Annotated in this window: 20 protein-coding genes; 13 read left to right on the forward strand and 7 right to left on the reverse strand. The window is 40.7% G+C overall.

Annotated elements, in window-relative coordinates:
* Positions 1–7: 7 nt before the first annotated feature.
* From G622_RS0116815 to G622_RS23410, 7 genes are all read right to left on the reverse strand, one after another.
* Entirely contained in the window at positions 8–700 is a 693-nt protein-coding gene (locus tag G622_RS0116815) for an LrgB family protein (protein WP_026511673.1), read from the reverse strand.
* Positions 700–1,077 carry a CidA/LrgA family protein gene (locus tag G622_RS0116820; RefSeq protein ID WP_026511674.1) on the reverse strand — a complete coding sequence of 126 codons (378 nt, stop codon included), beginning with the start codon at positions 1,075–1,077 and terminating at the stop codon, positions 700–702. Before G622_RS0116820 ends, G622_RS0116815 begins: the two co-directional genes overlap by 1 nt.
* 148 nt (positions 1,078–1,225) lie before the next feature.
* Positions 1,226–1,813, reverse strand: coding sequence for a hypothetical protein (locus G622_RS23405; protein WP_049945923.1), 588 nt, complete (start codon positions 1,811–1,813; stop codon positions 1,226–1,228).
* The gene (locus G622_RS0116830; RefSeq protein ID WP_026511675.1) at positions 1,810–2,652 is read right to left on the reverse strand and encodes a metal ABC transporter permease; all 843 of its coding nucleotides are present in this window, start codon (positions 2,650–2,652) and stop codon (positions 1,810–1,812) included. Before G622_RS0116830 ends, G622_RS23405 begins: the two co-directional genes overlap by 4 nt.
* On the reverse strand, positions 2,653–3,333 hold the full coding sequence (locus G622_RS0116835) for a metal ABC transporter ATP-binding protein (protein WP_026511676.1): 681 nt from the start codon (positions 3,331–3,333) through the stop codon (positions 2,653–2,655).
* Between the two features lie 104 nt (positions 3,334–3,437).
* Entirely contained in the window at positions 3,438–4,478 is a 1,041-nt protein-coding gene (locus G622_RS0116840; RefSeq protein WP_026511677.1) for a metal ABC transporter substrate-binding protein, read from the reverse strand.
* Positions 4,479–4,557: 79 nt separating this feature from the next.
* Positions 4,558–4,875, reverse strand: coding sequence for a hypothetical protein (locus G622_RS23410; protein ID WP_044915127.1), 318 nt, complete (start codon positions 4,873–4,875; stop codon positions 4,558–4,560).
* A gap of 489 nt (positions 4,876–5,364) precedes the next feature.
* Here G622_RS23410 and G622_RS0116850 point away from each other — a divergent pair, with 489 nt between their 5' ends.
* From G622_RS0116850 to G622_RS24880, 13 genes are all read left to right on the forward strand, one after another.
* Positions 5,365–6,216 (forward strand): alpha/beta hydrolase, encoded by an 852-nt coding sequence (locus G622_RS0116850; RefSeq protein WP_026511678.1) that lies wholly within the window; start codon positions 5,365–5,367, stop codon positions 6,214–6,216.
* Positions 6,217–6,247: 31 nt separating this feature from the next.
* Positions 6,248–6,916 (forward strand): L-serine ammonia-lyase, iron-sulfur-dependent subunit beta, encoded by a 669-nt coding sequence (sdaAB, locus tag G622_RS0116855; protein WP_026511679.1) that lies wholly within the window; start codon positions 6,248–6,250, stop codon positions 6,914–6,916.
* 17 nt (positions 6,917–6,933) lie between these two features.
* Positions 6,934–7,812: an L-serine ammonia-lyase, iron-sulfur-dependent, subunit alpha gene (gene sdaAA / locus G622_RS0116860; RefSeq protein ID WP_026511680.1), complete on the forward strand. Its 879-nt coding sequence runs from the start codon at positions 6,934–6,936 to the stop codon at positions 7,810–7,812.
* A 13-nt stretch (positions 7,813–7,825) separates the two neighbouring features.
* Complete coding sequence (locus tag G622_RS0116865; RefSeq protein WP_026511681.1) at positions 7,826–8,980, forward strand: MFS transporter; 1,155 nt, start codon at positions 7,826–7,828, stop codon at positions 8,978–8,980.
* A 174-nt stretch (positions 8,981–9,154) separates the two neighbouring features.
* On the forward strand, positions 9,155–10,201 hold the full coding sequence (locus G622_RS0116870; protein WP_081675381.1) for a M42 family metallopeptidase: 1,047 nt from the start codon (positions 9,155–9,157) through the stop codon (positions 10,199–10,201).
* Between the two features lie 380 nt (positions 10,202–10,581).
* Entirely contained in the window at positions 10,582–11,871 is a 1,290-nt protein-coding gene (gene dinB, locus G622_RS23415) for a DNA polymerase IV (RefSeq protein ID WP_044915151.1), read from the forward strand.
* A gap of 10 nt (positions 11,872–11,881) precedes the next feature.
* The gene (locus G622_RS0116880) at positions 11,882–12,145 is read left to right on the forward strand and encodes a hypothetical protein (RefSeq protein WP_044957945.1); all 264 of its coding nucleotides are present in this window, start codon (positions 11,882–11,884) and stop codon (positions 12,143–12,145) included.
* Between the two features lie 59 nt (positions 12,146–12,204).
* Positions 12,205–12,537 carry a hypothetical protein gene (locus tag G622_RS0116885; protein WP_026511684.1) on the forward strand — a complete coding sequence of 111 codons (333 nt, stop codon included), beginning with the start codon at positions 12,205–12,207 and terminating at the stop codon, positions 12,535–12,537.
* A 108-nt stretch (positions 12,538–12,645) separates the two neighbouring features.
* Positions 12,646–13,116, forward strand: coding sequence for a PaaI family thioesterase (locus G622_RS0116890; RefSeq protein WP_026511685.1), 471 nt, complete (start codon positions 12,646–12,648; stop codon positions 13,114–13,116).
* Between the two features lie 136 nt (positions 13,117–13,252).
* Positions 13,253–13,408, forward strand: a complete 156-nt coding sequence (locus G622_RS25930; RefSeq protein WP_155831535.1) for a hypothetical protein — start codon at positions 13,253–13,255, stop codon at positions 13,406–13,408.
* A 174-nt stretch (positions 13,409–13,582) separates the two neighbouring features.
* Positions 13,583–16,117: a glycoside hydrolase family 2 TIM barrel-domain containing protein gene (locus G622_RS23420; protein WP_081675382.1), complete on the forward strand. Its 2,535-nt coding sequence runs from the start codon at positions 13,583–13,585 to the stop codon at positions 16,115–16,117.
* A gap of 143 nt (positions 16,118–16,260) precedes the next feature.
* Positions 16,261–17,199 carry a glycoside hydrolase family 43 protein gene (locus G622_RS23425; protein ID WP_049945924.1) on the forward strand — a complete coding sequence of 313 codons (939 nt, stop codon included), beginning with the start codon at positions 16,261–16,263 and terminating at the stop codon, positions 17,197–17,199.
* 95 nt (positions 17,200–17,294) lie between these two features.
* Entirely contained in the window at positions 17,295–18,194 is a 900-nt protein-coding gene (locus G622_RS24880; protein ID WP_155831536.1) for a PrsW family glutamic-type intramembrane protease, read from the forward strand.
* Positions 18,195–18,528: the final 334 nt, after the last annotated feature.

An 18,528-nucleotide genomic window follows, 5' to 3' on the forward strand; every position in this document is an offset into this window, starting at 1 on the left:
TATGAGATTATATAAGCCCTGCAAATACTGTTGCGAATATTACAGTAAGAATACCGGCAACGGCGATTGACAGTGAGCTCATGGCACCTTCAATTTCTCCGATTTCCATTGCCTTTGCAGTTCCAATCGCATGTGCTGCAGTTCCAAGTGCGAGACCTTTTGAAATTGGCTCATGGATTCTGAATATTTTGCAAATAAACTCTCCCAAAATATTTCCAAGAACTCCGGTGATAACGATGACCGCAACAGTGATAGTCACATATCCGCCCAGCTCTTCTGATACACCCATTCCTATGGCTGTTGTGATGGACTTGGGAAGAAGTGTAACGTAGCTTTTATGGGAAAGTCCCATGAGCTTTGCTAAAACAAATACAGTGACAAGGCTTGTAAGGACGCCGGATGTGATGCCCAAAATGACAGCCTTAGCGTTATTTTTAAGAAGTTCCCATTCCTCATACAAGGGGATGGCGAGGCATACCGTGGCAGGGGTAAGAAGCCAGCTTAGATACTTTGCTCCCTCGTTATATGTGTCGTAGTCAATTCCACATGTAAATAAAAACAGAATAGTTACTATTATTGATATAAGTAAAGGATTGAAAAATCCGAACCCAAATTTCTTTTTTAACCATACACCTAATCCGTAGGAAGCAAGGCTGATCGTAACACCAGCATAGGCGCTGTTTTGCATAAATTCTGTCATTACGCTGCCTCCTTCAGATCTTTATGATCATTCTGATCCTTATGGATAATAATCTGTGAAACAGATCCGGTTGCAGCCATTACTGTAAAGATTGTGATAACAGTAATAATTGATACAGGAACAAGAACAGGCTGGAGTACGTTCCATGATGACATCAGCCCTACACCGGCGGGGATGAACATGACCGGCATTATTTCGATGAGGAATTTTCCGGTCTCCTTAACCTGATCCAGTTTGATTATTCCAGTGAGGAGTAAAACAAACATAAGAACCATTCCATAGATGCTTGAAGGTATCGGAAGTGGAAGGATTGCTTTAAGAATTTCTCCCACTAGGGAAACTAAAAGGATTAATAAAAACTGCTTTAAGTACTTCATTGATTTTTACCTCTATTTAGAAAAATATCCCACACATTATACAAGAATAGAATTAAGAATCAAGTCGGTAATATTTAAACGTGCTCAATCTATTTTTATAGAGGATTTTTTGAATATTAATTACTGAAACTACTATGTATTTAGTCAATTATTTGACTAATTTTGCATCTGCAAGTGTGCAGTAGGTTGTTCCATTCTCTTCGTAGGTCTTAAAGGTTCCAATGACTGTTACAAAATCCTCGGTATCCGCCGGATAATTACCATCGGACAACTGGAATTCGATGCCTTGGGCGCAGCAGGCTGTTGCATCCTGGATTATGCATGCGTAATAATCATTTCCGCTGTTATCATCATGATAATGATCATAAAGACCGTCCATTTTAATGGTTTTTCCAATATAGTTCTCAGGATAATACATCATTTGATAAACTTCAGAGTAGACCATAGTTGCAGATAATACTGTAATATCAACATCCACTGAAGGATCCGGCTTGAGTTCAACTGATTCTGTGTTATCTTCGTTAGTCGCATTTGTATTATTTTCATTTTCAGATTCTTCATTGGTTGAAGCGGCAGTGCTCTGACTTGTCTTCTCCTCTAAAACCTGCTTCACAGAAGGGGCTGATTGAACAGCGACTGATTTTGAGATTAGTGATTTATCAGCGTTGCTTTTGCAGGCAGATATCGGTATTAACATAAGAAGAATCAGACATGGTAATAGTAATATTTTTTTCATGTTCTTACGCCTCCTAAAAATCCGCTGATCAGATAACAAACAGCGAATGCAACGACCTGTGTTGCCACAATTGTTGATCCCACAGGAGTTCCTGCAAGGATAGAGACAAGGATTCCTGCCACAGCACATATGACAGAGATGAATGCTGAAAAAATCGTAACCTTTTTAAAGCTTCCAAATAATCTCATGGCTGTAAGAGCCGGAAAAATGATAAGCGCTGATATAAGAAGAGAACCTACCAGATTCATGGCAAGGACAATTATTATGGCAATAACAGTTGCAATAAGCAGGTTGTATGCATTTACATTTGTTCCGATAGCTCTTGAGAAGTTTTCATCAAAGGTTATGGCAAAAAGCTTGTTATAGAATAGAATAAAAAGTATCACTACCAGCGCAGATAGTACTATGCTGAGCCACATCTCAAACCTGGTAAGTGTCAGGATTGAGGTTGAGCCAAAAAGTGTTGAGCACACATCTCCTGAGAGATTACTGGAGGTGCCGAATATGTTCATCAAAAGATAACCAAAGGCAAGGGCACCAACAGAAATCATAGCTATTGCTGCATCACCTTTGATTTTGGTATTTTGTCCTGTTCTAAGAAGGAGGATGGCGCTGATAATTGTAATAGGCAATACCAGCACCATCTTGTTTGTAAGATTAAAAACACTTGCTATTGCAATTGCTCCGAAAGCTACATGTGAAAGGCCATCCCCTATGAAGGAAAATCTTTTGAGAACTAATGTTACTCCTAACAAAGAAGAGCATAATGCCACAAGAGTTCCGACAATAAGGGCATATCTTACGAAAGGATATTGCATGTATTCAAATAATATTTTCATTTAAAGGGTCTCCTTTGAAAGCTGTAAGTATTCCTCTTTTGTGCCGAAAAAGAGATCATCTCCTACAAAAAGAATATGACTGGCGTATTCCAGGGCGGCATGAATATCATGAGATATCATAATGATGCTCATGCCGCTATGATTCAGATTATTTATAAGAGAATACATCTCTTTTGTTACTATAGGATCAAGTCCGGCAACAGGTTCATCGAGAAGCAATACCTTTTTGGCTGCGCATAATGCTCTGGAAAGAAGTACTCGTTGCTGCTGTCCGCCTGAAAGATCTCTATAGCATCTTTTGGCAAGGTCTGTTATGCCCATTTTCTCCATGTTTTCCTTTGCAAGCTGTTTTTGCTTTGCGCTGTAAAAAGGGTTAAAACCAGTCTTTGACTGGCATCCTGAGAGAACTATCTCTTCCACTGATGCAGGAAAATCTTTTTGTACCACTGTCTGCTGGGGAAGATATCCTATTTCATTTTTCTTAAGGCCATCGCCGAATAATACTTCTCCATCAAGTGGATTGGATAATCCAAGTATGGTTTTCATAAGAGTTGTTTTGCCGGATCCGTTTTCACCAATGATACAAAGATAGTTTCCTTCATTCACGGTAAAATTAATCCCGCTTATAATTGCCTGGGAATCATATCCGAGAACCAGGTCTTTCACAGTAAGTAGAGCCATTACAAAATCCTTTTAAAAACTACTTTTATTAACGCAAATGCACGAGTCGGGTGGACATGATTGTATTTTCACCTGGCTATGCACGGGGAGTTACTTTTGTGTTGTTAACGATTTGAGGACAGAGCTTCTTTTAGAACCTCCAGATTATTTTCCATGATAGACAGGTAAGAGGCTCCGTTTTCAACATCTTTTGCTGTCGTGCTTTGCATTGAATCCAATGTCAGAATCTGTTGATCTTTTGTGGCAGTATTTTGGACAATGGTTTCAGCAATTTTATGGCCTGCACCCTCAATAGTCAGCACAGAGGAGAGTCCCAGTTCGTCTACCTTTCCGGCAAGAAAAGCGATTGTTTCAAAGCTTGCCTCAGTTTCTGCAGAGCATCCGACAAAAGCAGCATAGTAATCAAGGCCATAGTCATCAGTCATGTATCTGAAGGGGAAGCGGTCTCCAAAAAGAACGGTTTTCGTAGCAGCAGAGGAAACAGCATCCGCATATTTTGAGTCGAGATTGTCAAGTTTTTTTGAATAATCATCGGTATTGGCACGATAATATGATGCGTTTTCCGGATCTATGGTTTCCAAAGCACCTTCGATACTTTCGCAAATGGCCTTGGCATTTTTCAGAGAAAGCCATACATGTTCGTCATATTCAGGACCTTCTTCTTCACCTTCAGCTTCTTCGCTTTCTTCTTCCTCGGCTTCCATACCTTCCACCAATTCCTCTTCTTTAATGGAGCTGCCAAGAGTATCAAGCAGATTTATTACGATCATATCTTCATTGAGACTTTCCTTAAGTGCATCCTCAACCCACTCATCGGACTCGCCGCCAACATATATAAATAAGTCGCAATCGGCTATATTGGCTATATCCATGGCTGTGGGCTGATAGCTGTGAAGGTCAACTCCGTTATCAAGAAGCATATATACCTCAGCGTCATCTTTTTTGTCACCAAGAATGGCGTTGACCCAGTCATACTCAGGGAAAATAGTGGTCACAATTTTTGCTTTTTTATCTGAAGATTCTATATTTTCAGATGTCACGGTGTTTTTGGTTTCAGAAGCTGCAGCGTCAATATTCTTAGAACCGCAGGCAGTAAAAGTAAGCAATATCGATGATATTGCAATAACAGATATTATTCTTTTCATTTAATAAATCCTCCCGATATGGTTAGTGATTAAAAAAGTGCATAAAGATTCCGCCAAAGGGCAGAAATTCCCTGCAGTTTTAATTATTTAATCGCACCATTTCGGAGACAGGAGTGGAATAAATACGATGGTTGCCGATCTCAGAAATCACGGCAACAGGAAGTGTTATGACAATCAAAGCTACAGCCAGAGCGATTATGCCATCGCCTAACTGATTGAGATTGTTTTCACACTGATGAAGTATTGCACAGACAGGACACTCATCGCCTGTACAATCATGAAGCGACTCAGTCGCCACAAAGATAGCAGAAAAAAGCACAACAAAAACCATTGTCATACCCAGTATGGCAACGAGGAAATTAACAATGAAATTATGTTTTCCACTAATTGTTTGCATGCAGTGCTTTCCCTTTCAAAATTGCGACCATTATATAGCGAGTAGTTTGTAAATGTCAATTATTAAAGTTATTTATTGTTACAATAATTTCATGATTTCTTGAACGCAATAAGGAGAAAGCGTTCAAGAATCATGCCTTCGGCAGGATACGTCCCTCGCTTTGCGAGGACCTGGTTCAATATGAGAATCGAATTTCTGAAGAAATTCAATTTTCTATACGTAATTGTAGGCAAAATGCGGCTCTTTTCTGTATAATAATTGAATGAAAAAGGTTTTGAAAAAATTTCTGAATGTAACATTTATAGGAGGAACCATCATGACGAAGTCATGATTCGGAATGGTTCCGACCGATAGGGCAGGATTACGAAGTAATCGTGCCAATACACAACGAGGAGGAACCATCATGACGAAGTCATGATTCGGAATGGTTCCGACCGATAGGGCAGGATTACGAAGTAATCGTGCCAATACACAAAGAGGAGGAATGGCATGAATTACATTTATGAAATGCCGGCAGAAATGTTGGCAGAGACTAACAAAAGGGGACATGTCGAACCGATAGAATATGATTCACAGACTTATGATAAGGATGAGAGACCACTTCGTAAAACGGCGCTGGTATATCTTCCTTACGGATATGATAAATCTGCGAAATATAATGTTTTATATCTTCTTCATGGGGGTGGATGCAATCACAATTATTGGTTCAAGGATTTTCCTGATACAGTAACTATCCTGGATAATATGATTGAGAAAAAGATTTGTGATCCATGCATTATAGTTACTCCGACTTTTTATCATGACGAAGAGGATCAGCATGTTCATGATGAGTCAAGATGTGAGAACTTTATGCATGAACTGAAAAATGACCTTATTCCGGCTATAGAGAGCAAATATGCATGCTATACAGACGGTGACGTATCTGAAGACAATCTTATAAAAACCAGAAACCATCGCGCTTTCGCAGGACTTTCTCTTGGCTCTATGACAACATATCGCGCGGCATTTTATAACAACTTTAATCTTTTTGCATGGTATGGACCGTTTTCAGGTTGTTGCGGACCCTTCGGAGATCATGATATAGAAGTTGAAAGAATCTGCAATACATTAAAGGATGGAAAATCCAAGGGATATGAACTTGGATTTATGTTCTGCTGCAATGGGGATAAGGACATTGCATTCGAAGAACACAAGGATATAATGGAAAAAGCTGTTAGCAAGACAGATCTTCTTGTTCCGGGAAAGAACTATGATTTTTATATAATTCCCGGAGGTGTCCACGACATAAAAGCGTGGCAGTTGCATCTGTATCATGCTTTACAGATTTTTTTCAAGGAATGATTTTTAGTTATTCGGAGGACTGACATTTAATATGAATGTCTTTGACATTATCGGACCTGTTATGATAGGTCCTTCAAGTTCTCATACAGCGGGAGCTGTGAGACTTGGCAGGGTTGTTAATAAATTAATGGATGGCAATATTCCAAAGGAAGTGGAGATTACACTTTCCGGGTCTTTTGCCCAGACTTACATGGGACATGGGACTGACAGGGCACTTCTTGCAGGAATTATGGGTTATCACAGCTATTCTCCGGAGATAAGAGATGCTTTGAAGATAGCAAGCGATAGAGGCATTAATTACAGCTTTAAAAAAGAGAACATAAAAGGCGCACATCCAAATACAGCTGTTATTCATTATGAGCTTAATGATGGAACTATAGGTTTCATGCAGGGAGCCAGTGTAGGTGGCGGGAATATACTTGTTAATCAGATAAACGGAATGAACGTCGATTTTAACGGGGATAATAATACTATTCTCGTGATGCATGAGGACAAACCCGGTGTAATAGCAAGTGTTACGAATGTGATGCACTGGAAGTATGCAGAGCTGAATATTTCAAATTTTCATCTGTCAAGGGAAGAAAAGGGCGGAAATGCGATCATGACAATAGAAATAGATTCGCTTCCTCCGGAGACCCTTATAGAAGATATCAGAGAGCTGGAGAATGTTTCAAACGCTCTTCTTATCAGAAGACTTTAATATATTTTGGAGAAAAAATGCTTAAATACGATTCAATCGCTGAGCTTATACAGGCAGCGGAGGCAGAGAATAAAAAGATCAGTGAGATAGTTCTTAAGGACCATGCCATCAGCATGGAAAAAAGTGAAACAGAGTTATATGAAAAAATGGAAATGGATTTTTTCATAATGAGCGATGCTGTAAAAGAAGGGCAGAAAAAGGACCAGAGATCCATGTCCGGGCTTACCGGTGGTGAAGGCTATAAGATGAAAGAGTACGCGGACAAAAGAGAGAGTCTCTGCGGACCCTTCATGTCAAGAGCTATCTCCAGAGCACTGGCTGTTGCAGGGTGTAACGCTTCAATGGGTAAGATAGTGGCTGCGCCAACTGCAGGAAGTTGTGGTATATTACCGGGATGCCTTGTGTCTTTATATGAGGACAGGGGCTTTGATTTGAAGGATATAATAATGTCTATGTTTACGGCAGGAGCCTTCGGACTTGTTATAGCACAAAGGGCGAGTATAGCCGGTGCGCAGGGCGGTTGCCAGGCCGAATGCGGAAGTGCGGCAGGTATGGCAGCTGCGTCACTTGTAGAGGTAATGGGAGGAACTCCCGCTATGTGCGGACATGCCTGCGCTATGGCGCTGACAAGCCAGATGGGACTTGTGTGTGATCCTGTTGCAGGACTCGTGGAAATTCCTTGTATCAAGAGGAATGCGTCAGGACTTATGATTGCGTTTTCCAGTGCAGATATGGCTCTTTCAGGGATTAAAGCTAAAATTCCTGTTGATGAGTGCATAGATGCCATGCGTGAAGTCGGGGATGCGCTTCCAAGTTCCCTCAAGGAGACTGCAGGAGGCGGACTTGCAACTACGCCCACAGGCTTAAAGCTCAAAAAGAAAGTATTGAGGGTGTGAGACTGGGGGTATTATGGCATTTCTTTTAATTTTTATTATTTATCTTTCATTTATATCGCTTGGATTACCGGATTCACTTCTTGGAAGTACCTGGCCAAGCATGTATTCTGACCTGGGATCTACAATTACAGGTGCAGGAACTCTGGCAATGCTAATAAGCGGATGTACTATCATATCAAGTCTTATGGCAGATAAGGTGATTCACAAATTCGGAACGGCAAAGGTGACAGCTTTTTCTGTTGCCATGACTGCTATTGCGCTGTTTGGATTTTCAACGTGCACAAGTTATCTTATGATGGCAGCATGGTGTATCCCCTACGGATTGGGAGCAGGCGCAGTTGATTCGGCTCTTAATAATTATGTGGCGCTTCATTACAGTTCAAGGCATATGTCCTGGCTTCATTGTATGTGGGGAGTTGGTGCATCAGTCGGACCGTGGATAATGTCATTATGTCTTACAAACGGACTCAGATGGCCCAGCGGATACAGAACAATCAGCCTTTTGCAGGTGATACTGACTGTTATTCTTATTATATCGATTCCCATGTGGAAAACAGAATCCCATGCGGAAAGTGATGAGGAAAAACGAAATGTTCTAAGTTTGCGAAAAGCCATCGCGCTGCCGGGAGCAAAAACAATACTTGTGGCCTTTTTCTGTTATTGCTCTCTGGAAATGGCAACCGGTCTGTGGGCTCCCAGCTGGCTCGTTACGGAGAAAGGCATAAGCGCCACAGAAGCAGCCGGACTTGGAGCGCTTTTTTATCTTGGTATTACCATCGGAAGGGCTATAAGCGGATTTATATCCAACAGAATGGGTGATCAGAACATGATAAGGATTGGCGAATTTATCATTGTCATAGGTGTAATAATCCTTATGTTTTCAAACAATCTCACCGCGTCCAAGTTTTCTCTGGTATTAGTTGGACTTGGTTGTGCACCGGTTTATCCGAGTATAATTCACTCGACACCTGACAGATTCGGCAAAGAAAATTCTCAGTCACTGGTTGGCATTCAAATGGCTGCAGCTTATATGGGCTCGACCTTTGCGCCTAAGATCTTTGGGCTTATCAGTGATTACATTGGTATGTTCATGTATCCATTCTATCTGTGTACCTTTGTGGTATTGATGATACTTATGACTGAAAGAGGAAGTAAGCATATTAGTTAATTGGTGAATTTCCATTTTTCTTAGGAAAACGGAAAGCGTATCGGACTAAACGAGGGGCGTGTCCTGTTATATATTTTATTTGGGTAGTGTAAAGTAAGTTATGAAAATTGTGAACTGTCCTAAGGGATCCACCGCAAGCGGTACCCATTAGGACCATGAAAGAAGGAAAGCAAAATGAAAAAAGAAAATCTGACAAAATACACGGACTTTATTGTTGATGAAACAACCAGGCTTCTGAATATCGATTCTCCCACGGGCTACACTGAGGAAGCGGCTGCATGGGTTAAGAAGGAATTTGAGGCGCTTGGATATGAAGCGGTTCTTACAAATAAGGGCGGCGTAGTTGTAAACCTTACCGGAAAGGATAAAGATAACGGCTTATTATTAGAGGCTCATACCGATACTCTTGGAGGAATGGTTGCAACAATTAAGGATAACGGAAGACTTCAGCTTACCAATTTGGGCGGAATGAATCCCAACAATGCAGAAACAGAAAATGTAAGAGTCGTTACTAAATTTGACGGAATATATGAAGGAACGTTCCAGTTAAACAATGCTTCAATCCATGTAAATGGTGAATACAACGACACAAAAAGAACATGGGAAAACTGCGAAGTAGTACTTGATGAGGATGTTAAATCAAAGGAAGATACCGAAAAGCTTGGAATATCAGTGGGAGATATAGTCTGCTTTGAACCGAATGTAAGAGTTACCAAAAGCGGTTATATCAAGTCAAGATTTTTGGATGATAAGCTTAGTGTAGGTATATTACTTGGGCTTGCAAAGTATATAAAGGATAAGAAATTAACTCCTAAAAGAGCATTATATGCACATATCACCGTTTTTGAGGAAGTTGGACACGGCGGTTGCGGCAATGTTCCGGAGGGATGTACAGAAGCAATATCAGTGGATATGGGCTGTGTTGGAGACGGACTTACCTGTACTGAAAAGCAGGTTTCCATCTGCGCAAAGGACAGCGGCGGCCCTTACAGCTATCCTGTGGTTCAGGGGCTTGTTCAGGCAGCAAGAGACAGTGGGGCTGATTATGCTATAGATATTTATCCGCATTACGGAAGTGATGTTGAGGCAACACTTTCCGCAGGAAGTGATCTTAAGCATGGTCTTATAGGTGCAGGAGTATATGCTTCTCACGGATATGAAAGAAGTCATAGAGACGGTGCTGAGAATGTGCTCAGACTCCTGATTCAATACGCAATATAATGATGATAGCTTTGCATACTAAGAAGCTGGCAACTTGTAACGGGTTGTCAGTTTTTTTCATGTTTAAATAGAGCTTCTTTGGAAAACGCTGATATATGAATTTAATATAGTGATTAAGCAAAGTATATCAATAATATAGGAGAAAAATTAATCACACAACATCTAGCGAATGAATGTTCGGGATATGTATAAATGAAGATGCCATAAGCCCAACTGCAAAAAGGGATTTGAGATTTAATGTCCAATAAAATGTACATAACAATATCTAGTGGTTGCATTTTAGAACAAACGTTCTTATAATGTAAAGCACAAAGAACATATGTTTGCAAACAGATTTTGACTGCCAGTCCTTTAGATATGAGATAGAAAGTGGTGATTATGTGGAAGAGAGGATTATACTTCATTCGGACTGCAATTGTTTCTACGCTGCCGTGGAAATGCTGCATAATCCCGGGTTGAGGGACGTTCCTATGGCAGTTGGAGGAGATCCGGAAGCAAGACATGGGATTGTCCTTACGGCAAACTATATAGCAAAAAGGCGCGGAGTCAAAACCGGAATGGCGCTTTGGCAGGCAAGGGAAGCCTGCAGGGATGTTGTCTTTGTCTCTCCGCATTACGACGAGTATATCAGGTTTTCAAGAAAAGCCAGAAAAATATACAGTGATTACACAGATCTTGTGGAGCCATATGGTCTTGATGAATCATGGATTGACATTACTGATGCGGCAAAAATGCTAAAGACTTCTGATGGAATGTCCATCGCAAGAGAAATCTCAGACAGGATAAAGGCAGAGCTTGGAATCACAGTTTCAATCGGAGTTTCATGGAACAAGATCTTTTCCAAGTTCGGATCTGACTATAAAAAGCCTGATGCAATCACCCCGATAACAAGGGACAACTACAGAGACATCCTTTGGAAAAGTCCTGCATCCGATCTTCTGTATGTAGGAAGACGGACAAGTCTTAAGCTGAGAAAATACGGGATTCTTACTATTGGTGATCTTGCGCAGGCAGATCCGGAATTTCTTCATGATATTTTTGGAAAAATAGGATATGTGTTGTCTGCATTTGCAAGAGGCGAAGACCATACGCCTGTTTCAGCAATAGGAGATTATGCACCGATAAAAAGTATCGGTAACAGTACTACAACGCCAAGAGACCTTGTTAGTGATGACGATGTGAGGATGGTTTTATATCTTCTTTCAGAGAGTGTGGCAGCAAGGCTCAGGGAGAACCATTTCATAGGTGATGTCATAGGAATAAGCATCAGGGATAATGGACTTTACAGTTTCACAAGGCAGCACAGAGTAAAAATACCTACTAACATTTCAGAGGAAATAGCAGGTTATGCCTGGCAACTGTTTAAGGAGAACTACAATTGGGAGCATCCGATACGAAGTGTTGGCGTGAGGGTATCAAATCTTGTACCGGATACATCTCCGCACCAGACAGATATTTTCTTAAGTGAGGAGATTCGGGAAAAATATTTGAAAGCAGACATTGCTGTGACAGATCTAAGGCGCAGATTTGGTTATGATGCTGTGCTGAGGGGAATCATGTACTATGACAAGGTCCTGTCAGGGCTTGATGCCAAGGCTGATGACCACATGATACATCCGGTGGGATATTTTCAAAACGGCAATAATGTTCTTGGCGAAAAGGAAGGATAAAGAAGAAATTATGGCTAAGAGGATAGGACATAAAGTATATGTTGATACTATAGTTGAGTTTTCGGATGAAGGCATTGTCAGACCGCTTTCCATAGAATGGGAGGATGGGACGAGATATGAGATCACCAGGGTTAAAAACTGTGTTCCCGGGGCAAGCAGAAGAGCCGGAGGAGCAGGTCTTCTTTATACATGCATAGTTGATGGCAAGGAGATTCATCTGTATTTTGAGGATTGTCCTTCAGGGGCAAAGTGGTTTCTTGAATCAAAGGCATAGGATTAAGAATTTCTGAAGAAATTTAGAAAGCTATAAAAGCCGGAAAGTGAGGGCTGATTATGATATATGCAATAGATTTTGATGGTACGTTGAGTTTTGGCATCTGGCCGGAAGTGGGACCTGCAAATAAAGTGCTTATCGATTTTCTTATAAGGAAACAAAATGAAGGCGATAAGTTGATACTCTGGACCTGCAGAGCAGGAGAACCACTTGCAAAAGCAATTGAATTCTGCAGAGAAAATGGACTGAACTTTGATGCAATTAATGATAATCTGCCGGAGATTGTTGAAAAGTACGGATCTAATTCCAGGAAGATTACCTGTGATGTCTATATTGATGACAGGGCTTGCAATATCTTTTCATATAATATGTGCGCAGGTGGTATAATTTGAACATTGAATCTTATTTTAATATATAGGACAGATAATATGTACTCTTGCAATCATTAGAGTATATAAAAAAGCGAAATAATAGTATTTAAAAAGGAGATTTTTTGTTCAATGAGAAAGGCAAGAACAGAGAAAGAAAATGCTATCAGAGAGAAGATGCTCTCTGAATTATATGCAAATGAATACAACAAGTTTATTGGCTTTGAGGTATTGGAGCTTAGTCCGACATACAGCAAATCAAGGATAAAATGTGATGAGAGGCTTCACAATACATATGGAAGTATTCATGGAGGAGCACTTCTTTCATTTGTCGATGCTATGGCAGGTGCAACGGGAAGTATGAGCGGATACTATGTAACAACAGTGTCTGCTAATCTTAATTTCCTGCTCCCTGCTGTCAATACGGAGTACATTTACTGCGAATGTATGAAACTTAAGACCGGTAAGCATATTTTGGTATTCGATATCAGAGTAACGGATGATGAAGGGAATCTGTTGGATAGCGGAGAATTCTCATTTTATGCCAGCAAGGTTGCTGTGCTTGACGGTAATCTGAAATTCGGGCAGTCATCTGCCAAATAATCGTATCAGGAATATGGTCGCAAGGGGAATATCCTGCAAATCAGAGGGATTGCGGGATATTCCCTGTTTTGTCCAGAAGTAATAAATTATAAGACACAACGGTTTTTTGGAAGAGCGTGTGAGAATGCATGGAAAAATGGCGCGAATAGAAGTGCCTGCACGGGATATCATGAAGCTTGCAGAAGATACGATGAGAGAAAAGATTTATGAGAAATTCAAGAAAATAGGTTTTCTGTTTGTGACATTGGATCTGAAAGGCTATAGACTTGGAAGCATGAATGCAACTTTATAAAAAAGCATGAAATGAGCAGTTTACATTCATTTATGGATAGTAGACTGCTCTTTTTGTATATATAATCTATATTGGAGTTGGTTACCAGTAGCGTATGTCCTTTGGGCGCTTACGGTATCTGTATCCGATTGGACAGAGTCAGATATAAAGTAGCATATATAGGGGTGAAAAACTATGGAAAACATATGTATTGATGACAAGTGGATATTCAGAAGAGGATTTGTGGATTCTCTTGGGATGTTAAATGAAGATCCCGGGGTAGAGGTAAATCTCCCTCATGATGGGATGATAGGTACTGAGGTTGAGGCAGCTGCTCCGGCAAAATCTGACAGTGGATATTTCGTCGGAGGACTTACAAATTATACAAAATATGTGGATATACCCAAGGAATGGGAAAATGAAAGTGTCGGTCTTAAGTTCGACGGGGCTATGATGAACGTAACCGTTGATATCAATGGATGCAAGGTAGGAAGCCAGCACTATGGCTATGCACCATTTTATGTTGATTTAACTGATTATGTGACTTTCGGAGAGACAAACAGAATTACGATTAACTGTAATACAAGTATGTATGTGAATTCGAGATGGTATACAGGATCAGGCTTATACAGAGGTGTGATGCTCTGCCATGGTCCCAAAGTGAATATAGTTCCTGATGGAGTTTTTGTGCGCACAAAAGAGGTATCAGATGGTTATGCCTTTTTGGAGGCGGAAGTGGAGATTAGAAATTCTACGACGGAGAACAGGCTTGCCAAGGTTACTGTGTCAATCTGTGAGGAAGGTTCGGATGATGTTCTTAGTTCATCAGGGCGTGTCATTCAGATAAATGCAGGAAAGGTTCAGAAGGCTGATATTGCAATAAACCTCAAAGACCCTAAATTATGGGATGTTGAACATCCTAATCTTTACAAGGTTATAGCGAGGGTCGAGAGTATTGGAACATATCGCACGCACATTATTTCAGAAAAAGCGGAGGCTTTTGATATTTCCGAGACTCTTTTTGGAGTGCGTACTATAACAGCTGATGCTCTGCGCGGTCTTAGAATAAATGGTGAGACAGTAAAGCTTAAAGGTGGATGTCTTCATCATGACAATGGTCTTCTTGGAGCGGTTTCATTGTATGAAGCTGAAGCAAGAAAAGTGAAAAAGCTTAAAGAAACAGGCTTTAATGCTATAAGAACAGCTCACAACCCGCCTTCAGCAGCGCTTGTAGAAGCCTGTGACAGACTGGGCATGTATATTTTTGATGAAGCTTTTGATGCTTGGGGAATTGCTAAGCGCGGAGGAGATTACAGTCAGTTTTTTGATAACGACTGGGAGAAGGATTTAACTGCATTTATAAGAAGAGACAGAAATCATCCGTCAGTAATCATCTGGTCAACAGGTAATGAGATTCCCGAAAGGGGAGGCTTAAACGATGGATATGCCATAGCCACCAAACTTGCAGATACAATCAAAAAACTGGATGGAACAAGACCGGTAAGCAATGGAATATGTTCCTTGTGGAGTGGCCTTGATGATGAGCTTATGAAAGGACAGAGTCAGATGCAGAACTCATCTGAAGGACTTATTAATACCAGTTGGGAGACAATCACTGAGCCATTTACCAATGGTCTTGATATTGTCGGATATAACTATATGGAAGAATTATATGAAAGAGACCATGAGTTATTCCCGGAGAGAGTTATGCTGGGATCTGAGAATTTCCCCAAGGAGATAGGATTCAGATGGCCGCTCGTGGAAAGACTTCCCTATGTAATAGGAGATTTCACCTGGACAGCCTGGGATTACCTCGGAGAGGCAGGAATTGGAAAAGCAGCCTACATAGAAGATGAAAATGATCCTGTTGTTAAATCCAACGGATGGGCTCTCATGCCAAGTGCAGGATCACCGTATCCCTGGAGATGCGCTAATGATGCGGACTATGACATATTGGGACATCTGATGCCACAGGGCGCTTACAGAAGCGTGGTCTGGGGGAATGAAAAGACATATCTCTTTACACTTCATCCCGAGTATTTTGGAAAGATTGAAGTCATGACAATGTGGGGATTCCCTGCTATTACACCGACCTGGAACTATAAAGGATGGGAGAATAAGCCTGTTCGCCTGGTTGTATTCTCAAAAGCAGAAGAAGTCGAGGTGTTTGTAAATGGTAAGTCAATCGGAAGAAAGCCTGTTAATATGGAACGTCCGATGCCAAATTCTGCATATTTTGACACTGAATATGCACCAGGAAAGGTAGAAGCCGTAAGCTACGCAGGCGGTAAAGAGGTCAGCAGAGACATTCTGGTAACAACCGGAGAGCCTGCCAGGATCAGATTGATTCCTGAAAAGAAGACAGCTAAAGCTGATGGTCATGACCTTATCTACGTTGGAATTGAAATAACTGATAATGAAGGCAATGTGGTGCCTTGCGGAGAACTTAAAATAAATGCTGAAGTCTCAGGATGCGCAGTACTTGCCGGTTTTGGTTCAGGAAATCCTAAGACCGAGGATAATTACACAGACGGAGAATCAGAAAGCTTCCGCGGACGTGCAATGGCAATACTGCGCTCCGGATACTCCAAAGGAAAGGTGATCCTTAAGGTATCAGCCGACGGACTTGATAGTGTTCAAGAGGATTTTGAGTTGGATAGCCAATATAAAAATGATAGTGACGATATACCGCAATTCACTATCGGGAATATGGCTTATTTGGATCAGTGAACTGACACGTAGATGATTTCATCAAAAATCAGTGTCACTTCGCAAGATTAGCACTAACTGAGCAGTTTACATTCATTTGTGAAGAGTAGACTGCTCTTTTAATTTGTATAATTTTATAATCAGATTTTAAGGAGATGAGACTAATGGAAGAATCAATTAAATTTGTAAAAAATCCAATAATAAAAGATATCTATACAGCTGATCCGGCGCCAATGGTATATGGAGATACATTGTATTTATATACAACTCATGACGAGGATGAACTGATAAATGATTTTTATACAATGAAGGACTGGAGATGTTTTTCTACAAAGGATATGGCACATTGGGAAGATCATGGAGTGATTTTTTCACTTGATGATATAAGCTGGGCCGATGACAGGGCGTGGGCGCCACAGGCAGTGGAGCGAAACGGGAAATTTTATCTCTACTGCCCGGTGCACAAAAAAGACGGAGGGATGGCTATAGCAGTTGGTATATCTGACAATCCGGCAGGACCGTTTAAGGATCTTGGTTATCCGCTTGTGGATGAGGGAGACTGGAATGATATTGATCCGACTGTATTTATAGATGATGATGGACAGGCATACCTGTACTTTGGGAACCCGGAACTTAGATATGTACTTTTGAATGAGGATATGATTTCTTATGATAAAGAAGTGGGAATAGTCAAAGTTCCGATGACAGAGGAGTCCTTTGCAAAGGGTAGCCATGATACAGGAACCTCTTACGGTGAAGGACCATGGTTTTATAAGAGAAATGGGTTATATTATATGGTTTATGCAGCATTTGGGGTTGATAAGCAGAATGAGCATCTTGCATATTCTGTATCAGATTCGGCTACAGGACCATGGAAATATGGCGGTGTTCTGATGACAGAGGAAGGTGGAGTTTTTACAAATCACCCCGGTATTGCTGATTTCAAGGGACACTCTTACCTCTTTTATCACACCGGTGATCTGCCGGGAGGAAGCCTCTTCCACAGAAGCGTATGCGTGGCAGAGTTTTCCTACAATGAAGACGGATCAATTGATACGATTGATAAATGCGACAGTTTCAGAGCTTTGGATATAGTTAAGTGAAGAATTGCAAATTTTGTATTGATACATATTGACACATCCACACCGATTAATTATAGATAAAGGAAAGAATGCTTAATTGTGAGGAGGGATGAGTTTTGAATTGTACAAACTGTGGTAGCGTGATAAGAAAGGGACAGAAATTTTGCGGTAAATGCGGAACGATGGTTCCCGGGGAACATATTGAACAGAAGGATACCTTTTATGTCAGGAAACTTCCGATGATAATGATAGTGCTTTTGACTTTGGGACTTATCATTACATCTTTTACCATGGAGTCCGGAAGCATGACGGTTGCCATGGGAATTTCCTTCATTCAGGCGATTATCCTGATTTTCTTTATTTACAGACTTGACAGGATCGAACCGGAGCCGGTTTCTCTTCTTTTGAAGCTGTTTTTGTGGGGAGCCCTGGCAGTGCCTATAGTAGCAACCATTATCGAGAATATCATCGAGGCTGGGGTGAGTGTGATAGCTGACCAGGGAACTATAATGTTCAATATTCTGGATGCGTTTTTGGTTGCAGCTTTTACTGAAGAAATATGTAAATATGCTGTGCTGAAAAAGTTTACCTGGAAGCATCCGGCATTTAATTTCCGTTTTGACGGAGTGGTCTATTCTACCACAGTTGCAATTGGATTCGAAGTAGTTGAAAACCTGCTCTATCTTTTTGATTCAGATGCCAGTACGGCATATTTGCGGTCGGCTTTTCCTGGACACTGCATTTTTGGAATATACATGGGATACTATTACGGGCATGCTAAGAGTCTTGAACTTATGGGTGATGCTAGAGGCTCAGCAAAAATGAGGCGCAAAGGTATTCTTACAGCCATTATGATTCATGGAATTTATGATTCTGTTGCCATGATTTGCAGTGACAGCAGTAATGAATTACTCATGTACTCATGCCTGCTGGCTCTTGTGGTAATTATGTGTGTACTTAATGTCAATGCATATAAAAACATTAAAAAATTTGCACACGAAGATAAGCCGGTATAATGAAGATAATATTTTCTTTTCATATTTGTTAGACATTTGTTGGACAACGTGATTTAAAATACAAAATCGAAGAATCGTTTTGTAGAAAAAACTGATAATTTGTTTAGCTAAAGTAAGTTTCACGAACAGCATAACGAAGATAGTGTCAAATAATCTATGAAAAAACTGGGTCAAAAAAATAGGCTCAGATGAACCTTGAAAAATGCAGATATTTAGATTGAGGTAGCCGGACGCCACCCTTGACAGCACAAAAAATAACTGCTGACGGTTAATCACCGACGGCGAAGAACTCAAGAACAATCAGATTTTCTCCGTCGTTTGCAGCAGTGTAGCA

Origin of the sequence: Butyrivibrio sp. LC3010 (assembly GCF_000424385.1) — a bacterium.
GTDB lineage: Bacteria > Bacillota > Clostridia > Lachnospirales > Lachnospiraceae > Butyrivibrio.

Excerpts from the sequence above, each read along its gene's own strand:
- G622_RS0116830 (WP_026511675.1), bottom strand. The coding sequence starts at position 2,652 with ATGAAAATATTATTTGAATACATGCAATATCCTTTCGTAAGATATGCC.
- G622_RS23420 (WP_081675382.1), top strand. The coding sequence starts at position 13,583 with ATGGAAAACATATGTATTGATGACAAGTGGATATTCAGAAGAGGATTT.
- G622_RS23410 (WP_044915127.1), bottom strand. The coding sequence starts at position 4,875 with ATGCAAACAATTAGTGGAAAACATAATTTCATTGTTAATTTCCTCGTT.
- G622_RS0116870 (WP_081675381.1), top strand. The coding sequence starts at position 9,155 with ATGAAAAAAGAAAATCTGACAAAATACACGGACTTTATTGTTGATGAA.
- sdaAA (WP_026511680.1), top strand. The coding sequence starts at position 6,934 with ATGCTTAAATACGATTCAATCGCTGAGCTTATACAGGCAGCGGAGGCA.
- G622_RS0116885 (WP_026511684.1), top strand. The coding sequence starts at position 12,205 with ATGATATATGCAATAGATTTTGATGGTACGTTGAGTTTTGGCATCTGG.
- G622_RS23405 (WP_049945923.1), bottom strand. The coding sequence starts at position 1,813 with ATGAAAAAAATATTACTATTACCATGTCTGATTCTTCTTATGTTAATA.
- G622_RS0116840 (WP_026511677.1), bottom strand. The coding sequence starts at position 4,478 with ATGAAAAGAATAATATCTGTTATTGCAATATCATCGATATTGCTTACT.
- sdaAB (WP_026511679.1), top strand. The coding sequence starts at position 6,248 with ATGAATGTCTTTGACATTATCGGACCTGTTATGATAGGTCCTTCAAGT.
- G622_RS0116820 (WP_026511674.1), bottom strand. The coding sequence starts at position 1,077 with ATGAAGTACTTAAAGCAGTTTTTATTAATCCTTTTAGTTTCCCTAGTG.
- G622_RS25930 (WP_155831535.1), top strand. The coding sequence starts at position 13,253 with ATGGCGCGAATAGAAGTGCCTGCACGGGATATCATGAAGCTTGCAGAA.
- G622_RS0116890 (WP_026511685.1), top strand. The coding sequence starts at position 12,646 with ATGAGAAAGGCAAGAACAGAGAAAGAAAATGCTATCAGAGAGAAGATG.
- G622_RS0116815 (WP_026511673.1), bottom strand. The coding sequence starts at position 700 with ATGACAGAATTTATGCAAAACAGCGCCTATGCTGGTGTTACGATCAGC.
- G622_RS0116865 (WP_026511681.1), top strand. The coding sequence starts at position 7,826 with ATGGCATTTCTTTTAATTTTTATTATTTATCTTTCATTTATATCGCTT.
- G622_RS0116835 (WP_026511676.1), bottom strand. The coding sequence starts at position 3,333 with ATGGCTCTACTTACTGTGAAAGACCTGGTTCTCGGATATGATTCCCAG.
- G622_RS0116850 (WP_026511678.1), top strand. The coding sequence starts at position 5,365 with ATGAATTACATTTATGAAATGCCGGCAGAAATGTTGGCAGAGACTAAC.
- G622_RS23425 (WP_049945924.1), top strand. The coding sequence starts at position 16,261 with ATGGAAGAATCAATTAAATTTGTAAAAAATCCAATAATAAAAGATATC.
- G622_RS0116880 (WP_044957945.1), top strand. The coding sequence starts at position 11,882 with ATGGCTAAGAGGATAGGACATAAAGTATATGTTGATACTATAGTTGAG.